We start from the raw sequence: 15,792 nt of genomic DNA, 5'->3' as shown, positions 1-15,792 counted from the left end.
AGCCCTGCGGAGAACGCATCGCCGCGCATCGTTTCATCGAAAGGAACACCCCATGGAAGGGTTTCTCGGCAACGTCTGGGACCTCGTTCTGCTCTTCTTCATCTCGTTCGCGTTCATCGCCTACTTCATCACGCTGTTCAGCGTCGTCGTCGATCTCTTCCGTGACGAGTCGCTCAGCGGCGGCTGGAAGGCCGTCTGGCTGCTCTTCATCTGGTTCGTGCCCTTCGTGACGCTCTTCGTCTATCTCATCGCTCGCGGTGGCGGCATGGCGGCGCGCAGCCAGGCGAAGGCGCAGAAGTCGCACGATGCCGCAGCGGCCTACATTCGCGACGTCGCCGGCGCCAGCCCGGCCGACGAGATCGCCAAGGCCAAGGCGCTGCTCGCCGACGGCACGATCTCGCAGGCAGAGTTCGACGCCATCAAGGCGAAGGCGCTCGCCTAGCCTTCACTGCAGTGACGACGTGAGGCGGGCAAGGCTGTCACGCACCTTCTCGCCCCACGGTCGTCGCACCCACTCGTCGAGGTGCAGCTCGCGGCTCTGTGCTCGATACGACGCCTCGATCTCGCGCATGCGCTCGACGAACTCGCCGCCGTGCACCATGACAGAGACTTCCATGTTGAGGCTGAATGAGCGGATGTCCATGTTGCTCGAGCCCACGATCGCCACGTCGTCGTCGATCGTGAAGTGCTTCGAGTGCAGCACGGTGGGCGCCTGGTAGAGGTAGATGCGCACCCCCGCGCGCAGCAGGTCTTCGTAGTACGAGCGCTGCGCGTGGTAGACGAAGAACTGGTCACCGATCTCGCTCACGTAGAGCTCGACGAGCAGCCCGCGAGACGCCGCCGTGATGATCGCGAGCTGAATCGCCTCGTCGGGCACGAAATAGGGGCTCGTGATGCTCACCTGCCGCTCGGCCTTGTGGATGAGCGTCGTGTAGAGCTTGAGGTTGTTGTCGTTCTCGAAGCTCGGGCCGCTCGGCAGCACTTGCGCGTCGAGCAGGGCGGGGTCGTCGCCGAGCACCACCGGTGAGGTGTCGAGCGGCAGCAGCTCGTCGGTCTCGCTGTACCAGTCGGTCACGAACACGGCGTCGAGTTCGCGCACGACGGGGCCCTCGAGCCGCACCATGACCTCGTGCCAGTGCAGGCCGCGCTTGATGGCCTTCTTCTTGCCGTAGTTGCTCTGCACCATGTTCTGCGAGCCCGTGTGGCCCACGCGCCCGTCGACGACCACGAGCTTGCGGTGGTTGCGCAGGTCGGGGCGCTGCCACTGGCCCCGCAGCGGGCGCAGGGGGAGCATCCCGTGCCATTCAGCGCCCATTGCGGCCAAGCGGGCGAGCGTCGCCTTTCGGGCGGGCGACAGGATGCTCATCAGATGGTCGCTCAGCACCCTCACCGTGACGCCGCGCGCGGTCGCCCGCTCGAGCGCGGCGAAGAACGGCTCGGTCGTGCCATCGAGCGCGAGGATGAAGAACTCGACGTGCACATAGTGCTCGGCCGTGTCGATGTCGGCCGCCATCGACGCGATCGAGCCCTCGTAGTCGTCGGTGAGCTCGGCGCGATTGCCGCCCACCATCGGCAGGGCGCCGAGGTTCTCGTTGAGCCGCACCGACGAGCCGAGCCAGTCGGGCCACTCGTCGCGATGGCTCACGCGGTCGAGCCCCTCGGTGCGGGCGAGAATGAGCTCGCTCACCTCGCGCTGCTTGTCGCGCCGAGCCTTCGGAAGCCGGCTGAAGCCCACGAGAAAGAATGCGATCGCCCCGAGGTAGGGAATGAAGATGATCGTGAGCATCCACGCGATCGCCGTCGAGGGCCGTCGGCGGGCCGAGATGACGATGACGGCGATCGAGCCGAGCACGACGTGCAGCACGACCAGCAGCGCCGGCAGCAGTGCGCTCACCTCAGCAGGCATGAGGTGCTACCTCGCCCGTTGGCGGGGCACGACGACCTTCTTCAAGATCAGCAGGATGCTCGCCACGACCGGCGAAGCGACCAGCGCCCCGAGCAGACCGAGCAGGGTGCCGCCGATCACGGCCCCGATGAGCACGAGCGAGGCGGGAATGCTGATCGCCTTGCCGATGATGCGCGGCGTGAAGAGGTAGGCCTCGACCTGCATGTAGACGATCATGACGATCGCCACGATGAGGGCTGTCGCCGGCGAGGTGAACAACGAGACGAGCACCATGAGCGTCGTGCTGATGAGGGGGCCGATGACGGGGATGAGGGTGATGAAGAGGGCGATGAAGGCGAGGATTCCGGCATAGCGCACGCCCAAGACGCTCAGCAGAATGAACGAGAAGGCGGCGTTCATCGCCGCGAGCACGATCTGGCCGCTCAGGTACTTGCCGATCGACTCGAAGATCTCTTCGGCGATCTCGGCGAAGCCCGCGCGTTTCGAGGCGGGCACGAGCTCGTAGAGGGCGTTCTTCATGCTGTCGAGCGAGGCGACGAAGTAGAGGGTGATGACGACGACGAGCAGCACGCCGAAGCTTCCGTTGATGATGTCGGCGCCGATGCGCAGGGCACCGCCGCCCAGGGTGATCCACAGGTTGGGGTCGGCAGAGCTGACCCGCACCCACTCGAGCAAGATGAACGGATACCCGTTGAACTGCCCGTCGAGGTCGAGAAACCAGCCCTGATTCTCGATGTCGGTGAGGTTCTCGGGCAGCGTGCGGGCGAGCTCGGTGGCCTGCTCGATGACGATGGGCACGATGAGCACGAGCAGCACGGCGACGACGGCGAGAAAAGCTGCGAGCACGACGCCGATGGCAGCCGGCTTCGGCAGGCCGCGGCGCTCGAGTCGGGTGACCACGGGGTAGAGCCCGAGACTGATGAAGGTCGCCAAGAAGATGAGGGTGATCGTATAGGCCAGTTGCGACACCGCTGCGCCGAGCACCAGCGCGAGCAGCACGCCGAGGGTGCCGACGAAGCCGATGACGAAGGGCCCCTTGCGCAAGAAGCTCGTGGCAGAGCCGACGTTCGACTCGCCGGTGCTCGGTTCGGATTCTGACTGCATGCTCGGCGCCTCTCTGACTGCCGCCAGGTGGCCGACAGAATCATCGTCACCATATCGTTCAGAGCGCAAAGCGAATAGCCTGAGCGCGACACTTCGTCACTCCCCTGTGCGAGAAACGGAACCACCATGACCACCATCTCGATCACCACGTCAGCCGAGGCCCCCGCTTCTCTCGATGTCGACGTCGTCGTCGTCGCATCGCGCGCCGGTGCTGACGGCCCCGAGCTCGTCTCGCACTCGTCGCTCGCGCACCTGCACGAGCACCTCGCCGCCATCGGAGTGACGGGCAAAGCCGATGAGTTCGTGCGCCTGCCCGCGCTCGAGGGCTCGCGCGCGTCGGTCGCGATCGTCGGCCTCGGCGCTGAGGTCACGGCGACCACGGCCCGCCAGGCCGCTGGTTCGGCCGTGCGCCAGCTCGCCGGTGCCGAGTCGGTGGCGCTCGCCTTCGGCCTCGACGATGAGAGCCACGTGCACGCGATGATCGAGGGCGCCAGCATCGCCGCGTATGCCTTCACCAACTATCGAGTGAAGACGGCCGTCAAGGTGAAGTCACCGGTGGCGTCGGCGACGGTGTGCACGTCGGCGACGGTCAGCGACGAGGCGATCGACCGTGTGCGGCTCATCGCCGATCACGTGGCCCTCGTTCGCGATCTGACGAACCGCTCGGGCGGCGACCTCTACCCCCAGGCATTCGCCGACGCGGCGACCGAAGCCGCTGAGGGTGCGCCGGTGACCGTCGAGGTGTGGGACGAGAAGAAGCTCGTCGCCGAGGGCTGCGGCGGCATCATGGGCATCGGTCAGGGCTCATCGCGCCCCCCGCGCCTCATCAAGGTCAGCTACCAGCCTGAGGGCGCCACGACGCACGTGGCCCTCGTCGGCAAGGGCATCACCTATGACACGGGCGGCTACTCGCTCAAGCCGGCCGAGGCCATGAGCGGCATGCAGAACGACATGAGCGGTGCGGCGGTGACGCTCGCGCTCGTGCTCGCCAGTGCTCGGCTCGGGCTGCCGGTGCGCATGACGGCGTGGTTGTGCATGGCCGAGAACCTCGTGTCGTCGACGGCGATTCGGGTGAACGACATCTTGACGATGCGCGGCGGCACCACGGTCGAGGTCATGAACACCGACGCCGAGGGGCGCCTCGTGATGGCCGACGGCATGGTGCTCGCGAGCGAAGAGCAGCCCGACGCGCTCATCGATGTGGCGACGCTGACGGGAGCAGCGATCGTGTCGCTCGGTCGTCGCACCGTCGGGGTGATGGGCGATGCAGACCTCGTCGGCGAGATCGTGGCCGCGGGCGAGCAGACCGGCGAGCCGCACTGGCACATGCCGCTGCCCGCCGAGCTGCGCGCGCAGCTCGACTCGCGCTTCGCCGACATGGCCAACCTCAAGCCGGGCAACCGCGACGGCGGCATGCTCGTCGCCGGAACCTTCTTGAAAGAGTTCGTCGGCAAGGGTGCAGACGGCAACCCCATCCCCTGGGCGCACCTCGACATCGCGGGTGCCGCCGTCAACGAGGGCCCGGCCTATGGCTACCTCGCCGAGGGTGCGACGGGCGTCTCGCTGCGCACGCTGCTCGCCGCGGTCGAGAAGCGCTTCGCCGCGTAGCTCCCGCAGTCATCTCGCGGTGTCGCCCCGCGCATCTAGTCTTTGCGCTCCTGGTCTTCGGGGTAGCCGACGAACAGGTCTTCTTTCTGGAAGCCGGGCATGCGGCGCGCGGGCACGATCGCGAGCGCGGCGAGCCCGCCCAGCACGAGCATCGTGGTGCGCAGCGCGTTCAGGCGTGACTCGGTGAACTGCTCGACCGCGTAGGCGATCTCGGCCTCGGTCGCGTCGGTGCGCTCGGTGAGCACCTGCTCGAGCTGGGCATTGGTGAAGAAGTTCACGTTGTCGAAGTTGATCTGCTGCACGATCTCGGGCGTGAACACCTCAGAGTCGTTCGCGGCCGCGTAGGCGCTCGAGGTGAGCAGGCCGACGGCGAACGCCGACGCGACCGCGATGCCCGCACTGCCCGACAGGTTGTGCGTGAGCCCGCGGATGGCGCCGACGTCGCCCGCATTCTCGGCCGGAGCCGAGGTCAGCAGCGAGTTGAACACGAGGGCGACGACGCAGCCCTGGGCGAGTCCGAGCACGATCAGCCCGAGCACGACAGACGCCTGGCCCCAGTCGTTCGCGATCGTGAACGACAGCCACACGAGGGCTAGCGCCACCACCGTCATGCTCACGCTCGCAATCGAGCGCGGAGCGAACCGGCCGTAGAGCCGTGCGACGAGCGTGTTCGCGATGAAGATCGAGATCGTGTACGGAATGACCGCGAACGACACCTGGATGCCCACGAAGCCCTGCACGACCTGCATGTAGAGCGGCATCAAGAAGCTCACCGCGGTGCCGACGAACAGCATGAGGCCCATGACCCACACGGTGGCGCGCTCACCGGGCTCACGCACGATGTCGAGGTTGACGAGCGGCACGCGCTGCTCGGCCATGCGCTTGCGTGTGCGGCTGAGGAAGAGCTGCGCGAAGATGACGGCGGCGACGAAGAAGAACGGCACGACCGAGAACTCGCCGATCGAGATCGGCGCGTTGCCCGTCGCGGTGAGCAGGCCCCAGTCGTTCATGACGCTCATGCCGAAGCTGATCAAGATGATCGAGGTCGCGGCGAGCACGCCGCCCGTCCAGTCGACGATGAGGTTCTTCTGCGGCGGAACCGGCTTGAGCAAGAAGCTGAGCGCGAAGTTGAGCAGGCCGATCGACGCCACGAGCACGAACGACCAGCGCCAGCCGATGGTCGAGGCGAACTGGCCGGCGATGAGCAGCGAGACCACCTGGGCGAGCGGGATGCTCGCTGCGAAGTAGCCGATCGCCGAAGCCTGCTGCTTGCCGCGGAAGCTCGCCGCGATGATGATCGTCAGTGCCGGAAGGGTGATGGCGTTCGACGCACCCGTGATCGACTGCGCGATGAAGAGCACCGAGCCGTCTTGCGCGGTCGCGATGAGCATCGCGGCGAGCGCGGGAATGATGACACCGATGCGGAAGGCGAGCACGGGGCCGATCTTCGCCGTGATCTTGGCGCCGAGCAGCAGGAAGGCAGACACGGCGAAGGTGCTCGCGGTGTTCGCCAGACCGACCGTGGTCGGCGAGATGCCGAGGTCTTCGGTGATGCCGGTGATCGACACGTTCCAGGCGTTGAACGCCAATTGCACCTGGGCCAGCATGACGACGATGAGAGGGAGCCAGGACGACCTGGTCTCGACGACTGAACCTGCAGACATGGGGCGAGACCTCCGGCTCCGGCACGCATGATCATGCGCACTCTGCGCTCATCATGCCCCACGCGGGCGCCCCTTGGCGAGAGTCTTTCATCGCTAGAACTCTGAGAGCGGAGGATAGGGGATTCGAACCCCTGAGAGCTTGCACTCAACACGCTTTCCAAGCGTGCGCCATAGGCCACTAGGCGAATCCTCCAGGCGGTCGTGCAGCGAGGCCGCGCGACTCGGGCAATCGTACCCGTAAACTGGAGGCGGCTCCTCGCGTGGCGCCATCCAGGCCAACTCCCCCAGGGCAGAAATGCAGCAAGGGTAACCAGGCTCTGGCGGGTGCGCGAGGGGTCCTTTTCGTTGCGGGATGCCCGCTCAGCGCCGCGCGAGGTCTCGCGTCGCCGGCCCCTCCAGCAGTGTGCCGTCGGCGGCGAAGCGCGAACCGTGTGCAGGGCAATCCCACGATCGTTCGAGGTCGTTCCAGCTGAGGGCCGCGCCGAGGTGCGTGCACAGCGCCGACACTCGGCACGTCGCGCCGTCGACCGTCGACTCTGCCGTGGGGCGCCCCTCGGCCATGCCCACAGAGCCTGCGCCCTCGGCGGGTCGGTCGGCGGGCAGCCGCGAGGCGAGCATCCTGGCCCAGCCTTTCGCATACCACCAGCCGACGGCGGCGTTGGTGCCGATGCCGGAGGCGAGCGCGAGGGGTGTGGTGATGCGTCGACCGAGCGTGCGGCCCCAGTCGGGGGCGTCGTCGCCCGTGATGGCGGCGGTCAGCTGCAGCGCGCTCTGCACGGCGTTCGTCATGCCCCATTTGTCGTAGCCGGTCGCGAGGTAGACGCGGCCCGAGCCGCGAGGCATCCACCCGGTGTAGGGCACTCGGTGGGGGGTCGCATAGTCTTGCGCGCTCCAGACGTGGGTGCGCTCGGCGCCCGGCCAGTGCGAGGTGGTCCATCGGGTGAGCTCGTCGAGCAGCGCCGCTGGCGAGTCGGCGCGCCCCACCGTGTGCCCATTGCCGCCGACGAGCAGCAGTTCGCCTCCGTCGCCGTCGGGCGCGGTGCGCACCGACCGCGTCGGATCATCGACACTGAGGTACATGCCGGTCGGCAGGGCGCCGGGCACCCGAAAGGCGGTGGCGTACGAGCGATGCGGGCTGACCTTCGCCCAGTAGAGGCCGCGGTCGAGCACGGGGGTGCCCGTGGCGACGACGACGGTGCTCGCACTGGCCTCGCCACTCGAGGTGATGACACGAGCGGGCTCGTGGCGAGAGACCACTGACGTCACGCGAACGCCCTCGACGACCACGCCGCCGAGCGATCGAAGCTCTGCCGTCATGGCGGCGAGCACGTCGAGCGGATCGAACTGCGCCTGGTCGGGCAGCACGACGCTGCCGTAGGTGCGCAGGGGCAGGTCGCTGGCAGAGGCGAGCTCGACCGGTAGCCCGATGTCGCGGGCGACCTCGAATTCACGCTGGACGGTCGAGGTTCCGGCACTCGTCAGGGCGACGCTGACGGCCGAGCGGCGCTGCACCGCAATGCGGTGCTCGTCGGCGTACCCCAGCAGCCAGTCGAAGCCCGCCCGATTCGCACGCACGTAGGCATCGAGAATCGTGCGGCCGCTGTGCCGACGGATGCTCTGCAGGTGCGACCCCTGCAGCAACGACACCTTCGCCGTCGTGTTGCCTGTGGTCACGGCCCCCACCGAGCGCGCCTCGAGCACCGCCACCCGACGCCCGGCGCGTGCGAGCAGCAGCGCGCTCGTGAGTCCGGTGAGTCCGGCGCCGACGACGACGACGTCGTAGCGTCTCTCGGGCTCGAACGGGTCGGTCTCGATGGCGGCAGCGCGGTCGAGCCAGAGCGATGACATCTGGGCTTCCTCTCTCGAACGGTGCCTCGACGCTAAGCGGCTCGCATGGTCGCTGTCAGGGGCTTGCGCGACGACCGGGAGTGTGCGAGCACTGCATGCGTCGAGCTGTCGACGGGACCATCGGCTCTGGGCGCGCCCAGCCCACCGCCCTAGGCTGACCCCCGTGTCGAGCAGCATCTACATCACCTCAGCCGAAGGCAACTCGGGCAAGTCGACCGTGGCCCTCGGGGTCATCGACGCGCTCTCGCGACGCGGGCAACGAGTCGGGGTGTTCCGGCCGATTGCGCGCTCACGAGATGAGCGCGATTACGTGCTCGAAGTGCTGCTCGCCCACAACGGCGTCGTGGTCGGCTACGACGACAGCATCGGCGTGGGGTATGACGCGGTGCACGCCGACCCCGATGCGGCGCTCGCCGAGATCGTTGATCGCTTTCACCTCGTCGAGCAGCAGTGCGACACGGTCGTCATCGTCGGCAGCGACTACACCGACGTCTCGAGCCCCACCGAGCTGAGCGTCAACGCTCGAGCGGCTGCCAACCTGGGCGCACCCGTGCTGCTCGTGCTCGGAGGGCGCGACTCGAGCGAGACGAGCGGCCGAGGGCTCGCCGACCCGGGGGCGCGCTCGGCCGACGATCTTCGACGCGCGGGCGAGGTGGCCATCGCCGAGCTGCAGCACGAGCACGCCCAGCTGCTCGGCATCATCGCCAACCGCGCCGACCCCGAACGGCTCGACGAGATCGTCAGCACCCTCGCGACCCTCGCCCCCGATGCGATGGTGGGCGCAATACCCGAAGACCGATTCCTCATCGCCCCCACTGTGGCGGCTGTCATGCAGGCCTGCGGCGGCACCTTCGTGCGGGGCGACGCCGAGCTGCTGCAGCGCGAAGTGCTCGGCGCGGTCGTCGCGGCGATGAGCATGGAGAACGTGCTGCCCCGGCTCACCGAGGGCTCGATCGTGCTCGTGCCGGCCGACCGCAGCGACGTGCTGCTCGCCGTGCTCATGGCGCACACGAGCGAGACCTTTCCGAGCATCGCGGCGATCGTGCTCTACGGCGGCTTCGAGACGCCAGACGCCGTGCAGAACCTCATCGACGGGCTCGACCCGAGCCTGCCGATCATCACCGTCGACACCGGAACCTACGACACCGTTCTGGCGATGATGGATGCTCGCGGCCGGCTCGCCGCCGACAGCCAGCGCAAGTACGACACGGCCTTGAGCCTCTGGGAGAACAACATCGACGCCGGAGCGCTGCTCGACCGCCTCGAGGTGACGAGGCCCGACGTCGTGACGCCGCTCATGTTCGAGCACGACCTGCTCGAGCGCGCGCGCAGCAACCGCAAGCACATCGTGCTGCCCGAAGGCGACGACGACCGCGTGCTGCGCGCGGCCAGCACCCTGCTGCAGCGCGGCGTGTGCGAGTTGACGATTCTCGGAGACGAGCAGGCGATTCGGGCCCGCGCGGCCGAGCTCGGGCTCGAGCTCGGTGCAGCGAGCATCCTGAGCCCGTTCGATGAGGCGCTGCGCGAACGATTCGCGAACGAATACGCGACGCTGCGGGCGCACAAGGGCGTCACCTATGAGACGGCGCGAGACGTCGTCACCGATGTCAGCTACTTCGGCACGATGATGGTGCACCTCGGCCTCGCCGACGGCATGGTCTCGGGGGCCGCCCACACGACGGCGCACACCATTCGGCCGAGCTTCGAGATCATCAAGACCGATCCGGGAGTGAGCATCGTCTCGAGCGTGTTTCTCATGGCGCTGTCTGACCGGGTGCTCGTCTACGGAGACTGCGCGGTCGTGCCAGACCCGACGGCGACACAGCTGGCCGACATCGCGATCAGCTCGGCCGGCACTGCGGCGCAGTTCGCGATCGAACCGCGCGTCGCGATGCTGTCGTACTCGACGGGCGAATCGGGGTCGGGCGACGACGTCGAGAAGGTGCGTGAGGCGACGCGGCTCGTGCGCGAGCGGGCTCCCGAGCTGCTCGTCGACGGGCCGATGCAGTACGACGCGGCAGCAGAGCCCAGTGTCGCCGCCTCGAAGATGCCCGGCTCGTCGGTGGCGGGGCGCGCGACCGTCTTCGTGTTTCCTGACCTCAACACCGGCAACAACACCTATAAAGCAGTGCAGCGCTCGGCCGGGGCCGTCGCAATCGGGCCAGTGCTGCAGGGGCTGCGCAAGCCCGTCAACGACCTCAGTCGCGGCGCCCTCGTGAACGACATCGTCAACACCGTCGCCATCACGGCGATTCAGGCGCAGCGCACACCGCCGCCCCCGACCACCCCCATCTCGACCATCGGGGGCGTGGGCTAGTGCGCGTCTTCGTCGTCAACTCGGGCTCGAGCTCGATCAAGTATCAGCTCGTCGACGTCGAGACCGAGCACGTCGTGCTCTCGGGGCTGCTCGAGCGCATCGGGCACGACGGTGGCGACGCGGTCGACCACGAGGCTGGCATGCGGCTCGTGCTCGAGCGCCTCGGCTCGCACGCCGCGTCGATCGCCGCAGTCGGGCACCGGGTGGTGCACGGCGGCTCGCGCTTCACGGCACCGACGCGCATCGACGACGAGGTCGAGCAGGCGATCGCAGCCCTCGTGCCGCTCGCGCCGCTGCACAACCCGGCGAACCTGGCGGGCATCCGAGCCGCTCGCCTCGCCTTGCCCGATGTGCCGCATGTCGCCGTCTTCGACACCGCCTTCCACCAATCGATGCCGCCAGCGGCATACACCTATGCGATCGACCGGGGCGTGGCCGCCGAGCACGGCATTCGACGCTACGGCTTTCACGGCACGAGCCACCAGTTCGTCGCCGAGCGCGCCGCTGCCCTACTCGACCGCCCGCTCGAGACGCTCAAGCTCATCGTGCTGCACCTCGGCAACGGCTCGTCGGTGACCGCGGTCGACGCTGGTCGCTCGATCGACACCTCGATGGGGCTGACGCCCTTGGCGGGCCTCGTGATGGGCACGCGCTCGGGTGACGTCGACCCCGGCGTGCTGCTGCACCTGCTGCGCTCTGGCCTCTCGGGCACCGAACTCGACTCCGTGCTCAACGCGAGCAGCGGCATGGTCGGGCTCACCGGTTCGGCTGACATGCGAGACGTCGAAGCGGCGTTCGAGGCGGGCGACGCGGATGCTGCGCTCGCGCTCGACGTCTGGGCGCACCGCATTCGGCACTACGTCGGGGCCTACCTCGCTCAGCTGGGCGGGCTCGATGCCGTGGTCTTCACCGCCGGTATCGGCGAGAACTCGTCGTCGTTGCGGGCGCGCGCGCTCGACGGCCTCGGTCACCTGGGGCTCGAGATCGATGCAGACCGCAACGCCGCGCGCTCTCGAGACGCCCGCGTGATCTCGGCCGACGATGCGCCGATCGCGGTGCTCGTCGTGCCCACCGACGAAGAGCTCGCCATCGCGCACGCCGCCTCGCGCCTCGTTCACTGAGGCGGGGATGCCCGGCCCGAGCATCAGAGGTGACGACTACGCTGGGCACGTGGTCACCGCCCTCTATCGCCGCTATCGGCCCGAGACGTTCGCCGAGCTCATCGGCCAGAGTCACGTGACCGACCCGCTGCGCGCAGCGCTGCGCGGCGACCGCGTGAATCACGCCTACCTGTTCAGCGGGCCCCGAGGTTGCGGCAAGACGACGAGCGCCCGCATTCTGGCTCGTTGCCTCAACTGCGCCGAAGGCCCCACCGACACCCCGTGCGGAGTCTGCCCGAGCTGCGTCGAGCTCGGCCGTGACGGCGGCGGCTCGCTCGACGTCGTCGAGATCGACGCCGCCAGCCACAACGGTGTCGACGATGCTCGAGACCTGCGTGAACGAGCCGTCTTCGCGCCAGCCCGCGATCGCTACAAGATCTTCATCCTCGACGAAGCCCACATGGTGACTCCGCAGGGCTTCAACGCTCTGCTCAAGATCGTCGAAGAGCCACCAGAGCACATCAAGTTCATCTTCGCCACGACCGAGCCCGAGAAGGTCATCGGCACGATCCGCTCGCGCACGCACCACTACCCGTTCAGGCTTGTGCCGCCGGCGCAGCTGCTCGACTACGTGCAGCAGCTCAGCGACAGCGAGAAGGTCACCATCGAGCCGGGCGTTCTGCCGCTCGTCGTCCGCGCGGGCGGCGGCTCGGTGCGCGACACGCTGTCGCTGCTCGATCAGCTCATCGCCGGCAGCGACGAGTCGACCGTCACCTATGCGCGCGCCGTGGCCCTGCTCGGCTACACGCATGGCGCGCTGCTCGACGAGGTCGTCGTCGCGATCTCGGCGAGAGACGCGGCTGCAGCATTCTCTGCTGTCGACCGGGTCATTCAGACGGGTCAAGACCCGCGACGATTCGTCGACGACCTGCTCGAACGCCTGCGCGACCTCATCGTCGTGCAGGCCACCGCCGACAACGCGGCGACCGTGCTGCACGGAATCCCCGACGTCGACCTGCAGAGCATGCGCGACCAGGCCGACGGTTTCGCACCGGCCGAGCTCTCTCGAGCAGCCGACGTCGTCAACCGTGCGCTCACCGAGATGACCGGAGCGACCTCGCCCCGCCTGCACCTCGAACTCATGACCGCCCGGGTGCTCGTCGCACTCGGTGGCGACGAGGCGCCGAAGGCGCCTGTCGCTGCTGCCCCGGCAAGCGCGGCACCAGCCGCTGCACCCCCGCAGAACCTGCCCGCGCCGAAACCCGCAGTTCCCGACGTCGCTGCACCGAAACCCGCAGTTCCCGACGTCGCCTCGCCGAAGCCCGCGGTGGCGGCCGAGCCGACTCCCGCCCGCGCACCCCTCACGATTGATGCCGTGCGCGAGGCCTGGCCCGCCGTGCTCGATGCTGTGCAGCAGGTCAAGCGCAGCTCGTGGACGGTCGTCTTCGCGACCACGCCGGCAGCCCTCGACGAAGACGTTCTCACGATCAGCTTCACGAGCGAAGCAGATGCCGCCGCATTCAAAGAACGCGCCGCACCCGCCGACAGTGTGAGTGAGCATGTTCGAGCCGCCATCGAGCGGGTGACGGGCGTGCGAGTGAAGTTTCGCATCAGGGTCGAGCCCGGGCAGCGTGACGTCGCGCGTTCAGAGGCGGCCACCCCCTCTTCAGCGACCGATGCCCCCGCTGACGCGGCCTCAGACCCCGACCCTGCCGCAACCCGAGCGCCGGGTGACCCTGGCCCTCCCGCGCCGACGGTGCCAGCCGCAGCGGTGACCGACTGGGTCGTCGCACCGATTCCCCGGTCGACGACCGATACGGCGAGCGTCGGGCAGCAAGAGTCGGCATCCACCCCTCCGACGCCCCGGCCTTCAGCCTCCGCCGAGCCGGCGGCGACCGAGCCAGCATCAGCTCAGCAGACTCCGCCTGAGTCGACCGAGTCGACCGAGCCCATCGCAGAGGCCGCCGTAGCGCCGAAGCCCGCAGGGCAGCATCCTGCTGAGGCCGCTGGTCGTCAACGGTACGGCGAAGCCGTCGTGCGCGAAGTGCTCGGCGCGACCTTCCTGCTCGAAGAGGTGCTCGAGCCGACGGTGTCGCCGGTCTCATCGACGAGCGTCAGCACGCCGGCCGGCCCCGTCGACCTCGACCGACCGTCGAGCGCTGATGCTCCCGACCCATTCCGAGACGAAGGCTGACGTGTACGACGGCATCATTCAAGACCTCATCGACGAGTTCGGGCGCTTGCCCGGCATCGGGCCGAAGTCGGCGCAGCGCATCGCGTTTCACATACTGCAGACCGAGTCGTTCGATGTCGGGCGCCTCGCCCAGCTGCTCGTCGACGTGCGCGAGAAGGTGCGGTTCTGCGAGATCTGCGGCAACGTCGCCGAAGAGGCGCAGTGCTCGATCTGCCGCGATGTGCGACGCAGTCCGACGACGATCTGCGTCGTCGAAGAGGCGAAAGACGTCGTCGCCATCGAGCGCACCCGAGAGTTCCGGGGTCTGTACCACGTGCTCGGCGGGGCGATCAGCCCGATCGACGGCATCGGCCCCGACGATCTGCGCATCGCGCAGCTGCTGACGCGGCTCAACGACGGCACCGTCACCGAAGTCATCATCGCCACCGATCCCAACCTCGAAGGAGAGGCGACAGCTACCTATCTCACCCGTCTGCTGGTGCAGCCTGGCCTGCGAGTGTCGCGGCTGGCGAGCGGTCTGCCCGTCGGCGGAGACCTCGAGTACGCCGACGAGGTCACGCTGGGCCGTGCATTCGAAGGTCGTCGCACCGTCGAGCACTGAGCGCTGAGCAGCGCACGGTGAAGCGCTGCATGCCGCGGCGGGCATCCCTCAGCAGTAGAATCGAGGCTCAAGGCTCGTCACCGCCGTCGCGCCGTCGCCGCGGGCGCGCATCCACACAGCTCCCGCCGCCATCGACATCCGTCCCCGCCCCGCCAGGAGAACCGCCGTGAGCCTCATCGTGCAGAAGTTCGGTGGGTCGTCGGTGGCAGACGCCGAGAGCATCAAGCGGGTCGCGAAGCGCATCGTCGAGACGCGCAAGGCCGGCAACGAGGTCGTCGTCGCCGTGAGCGCGATGGGCGACACCACTGACGAGCTGATCGACTTGGCCTACCAGGTGTCTCCGCTTCCTGAGCCGCGAGAGATGGACATGCTGCTCACGACGGGTGAGCGCATCTCGATGGCATTGCTCGCGATGGCGATCAAGAGCATGGGGTACGACGCACGGTCGTTCACGGGCAGCCAGGCGGGCATGATCACCGATGCCCGGCACGGCGCCGCTCGCATCGTCGACGTGACCCCCGTGCGCGTGCGTGAGGCGCTCGACGACGGTGCGATCGCGATCGTCGCAGGCTTTCAGGGCTTCAACCGTGACAGCCGCGACATCACCACGCTCGGCCGTGGTGGCAGCGACACGACCGCCGTCGCCCTCGCTGCGGCGCTCGGGGCCGAGGTGTGCGAGATCTACACCGACGTCGACGGAGTGTTCACCGCAGACCCGCGCATCGTGAAGCACGCCCGCAAGGTGCACACCGTCACCACCGAAGAGATGCTCGAGCTCGCTGCGGCGGGTGCGAAGGTGCTGCACATTCGCGCCGTCGAGTTCGCTCGACGCCACGGCGTCACGCTGCACGTGCGCAGTTCGTTCACGAACAATGAAGGCACGTGGGTCGTCACCCCGAAAGAGGGAGAAGTCATGGAAGAGCCGATCATCACCGGAGTCGCCGGCGACCTGGGTGAAGCCAAGATCACTGTGGCCGGGGTTCCCGACACCCCGGGCATGGCAGCAGACATCTTCACGATCGTCGCCGAGACGGGCGCCAACATCGACATGATCGTGCAGAACGTGTCGGCGGCGACGACGGGCCGCACCGACATCAGCTTCACCCTGCCGAAGAGCGACGGCGAGAAGGTGCTCACCGCTCTGCGCGCGACCCAGTCGACGCTCGGGTTCGAAGCGCTCGGCTACGACGACCAGATCGGCAAGCTGTCGGTCATCGGCGGTGGCATGCGCACGAGTGCGGGCGTGTCTGCTCAGCTCTTCACGGCGCTCAAAGATGCGGGCATCAACATGGAGATGATCAGCACCTCAGAGATCCGCATCTCGGTCGTCATGCGCGCCGACATCCTTCACCAGGCGCTGCAGGTCGTGCACACGGCATTCGGTCTCGACGGCGAGGCTGAAGCCGTCGTCTACGCGGGCACCGGCCGCTAGCGTCACGCGGCGAGCGCC

At 68.1% G+C, this 15,792-nt stretch carries 11 protein-coding genes, 1 tRNA gene and 1 other RNA gene; 8 read left to right on the top strand and 5 right to left on the bottom strand.

Annotated elements, in window-relative coordinates:
* Positions 1-52 precede the first annotated feature (52 nt).
* Entirely contained in the window at positions 53-442 is a 390-nt protein-coding gene (locus KIT89_RS08255) for an SHOCT domain-containing protein (RefSeq protein ID WP_297600157.1), read from the top strand.
* A 3-nt stretch (positions 443-445) separates the two neighbouring features.
* Here KIT89_RS08255 and cls read toward each other — a convergent pair whose 3' ends face one another.
* Together cls and KIT89_RS08245 are read right to left on the bottom strand one after the other, a co-directional pair.
* Positions 446-1,906 carry a cardiolipin synthase gene (gene cls, locus KIT89_RS08250; RefSeq protein ID WP_297600154.1) on the bottom strand — a complete coding sequence of 487 codons (1,461 nt, stop codon included), beginning with the start codon at positions 1,904-1,906 and terminating at the stop codon, positions 446-448.
* A 6-nt stretch (positions 1,907-1,912) separates the two neighbouring features.
* Entirely contained in the window at positions 1,913-3,010 is a 1,098-nt protein-coding gene (locus tag KIT89_RS08245) for an AI-2E family transporter (protein WP_297600151.1), read from the bottom strand.
* A gap of 126 nt (positions 3,011-3,136) precedes the next feature.
* Here KIT89_RS08245 and KIT89_RS08240 point away from each other — a divergent pair, with 126 nt between their 5' ends.
* Complete coding sequence (locus KIT89_RS08240; RefSeq protein WP_297600148.1) at positions 3,137-4,618, top strand: leucyl aminopeptidase; 1,482 nt, start codon at positions 3,137-3,139, stop codon at positions 4,616-4,618.
* Between the two features lie 35 nt (positions 4,619-4,653).
* On the opposite strand, the gene KIT89_RS08235 is transcribed toward KIT89_RS08240, so the two are convergent.
* Positions 4,654-6,282, bottom strand: a complete 1,629-nt coding sequence (locus KIT89_RS08235) for an MFS transporter (protein WP_297600146.1) — start codon at positions 6,280-6,282, stop codon at positions 4,654-4,656.
* Between the two features lie 108 nt (positions 6,283-6,390).
* Positions 6,391-6,475 (bottom strand) — tRNA-Ser (locus KIT89_RS08230).
* A 54-nt stretch (positions 6,476-6,529) separates the two neighbouring features.
* On the opposite strand from KIT89_RS08230, the gene ffs reads away from it, so the two are divergent.
* Positions 6,530-6,626: signal recognition particle sRNA small type (ffs, locus tag KIT89_RS08225), an RNA gene on the top strand.
* A 16-nt stretch (positions 6,627-6,642) separates the two neighbouring features.
* On the opposite strand, the gene KIT89_RS08220 is transcribed toward ffs, so the two are convergent.
* A complete protein-coding gene (locus KIT89_RS08220) occupies positions 6,643-8,130 on the bottom strand; it encodes an FAD-dependent oxidoreductase (protein WP_297600143.1) in 1,488 nt (495 codons plus the stop codon).
* A 163-nt stretch (positions 8,131-8,293) separates the two neighbouring features.
* Here KIT89_RS08220 and pta point away from each other — a divergent pair, with 163 nt between their 5' ends.
* From pta to KIT89_RS08195, 5 genes are all read left to right on the top strand, one after another.
* A complete protein-coding gene (pta, locus tag KIT89_RS08215) occupies positions 8,294-10,447 on the top strand; it encodes a phosphate acetyltransferase (RefSeq protein WP_297600141.1) in 2,154 nt (717 codons plus the stop codon).
* Entirely contained in the window at positions 10,447-11,568 is a 1,122-nt protein-coding gene (locus tag KIT89_RS08210; RefSeq protein ID WP_297600139.1) for an acetate/propionate family kinase, read from the top strand. Before pta ends, KIT89_RS08210 begins: the two co-directional genes overlap by 1 nt.
* 49 nt (positions 11,569-11,617) lie before the next feature.
* Positions 11,618-13,741, top strand: coding sequence for a DNA polymerase III subunit gamma and tau (locus KIT89_RS08205; RefSeq protein WP_297600136.1), 2,124 nt, complete (start codon positions 11,618-11,620; stop codon positions 13,739-13,741).
* 1 nt (position 13,742) lies between these two features.
* Positions 13,743-14,342 carry a recombination mediator RecR gene (gene recR / locus KIT89_RS08200; protein ID WP_297603943.1) on the top strand — a complete coding sequence of 200 codons (600 nt, stop codon included), beginning with the start codon at positions 13,743-13,745 and terminating at the stop codon, positions 14,340-14,342.
* Positions 14,343-14,508: 166 nt separating this feature from the next.
* A complete protein-coding gene (locus tag KIT89_RS08195) occupies positions 14,509-15,774 on the top strand; it encodes an aspartate kinase (protein ID WP_297600133.1) in 1,266 nt (421 codons plus the stop codon).
* The last annotated feature ends 18 nt before the right edge of the window (positions 15,775-15,792 follow it).

The organism is Microcella sp., assembly GCF_025808395.1.
Classification (GTDB): domain Bacteria; phylum Actinomycetota; class Actinomycetes; order Actinomycetales; family Microbacteriaceae; genus Microcella.
This window is presented reverse-complemented; position numbering and strand designations above follow the sequence as displayed.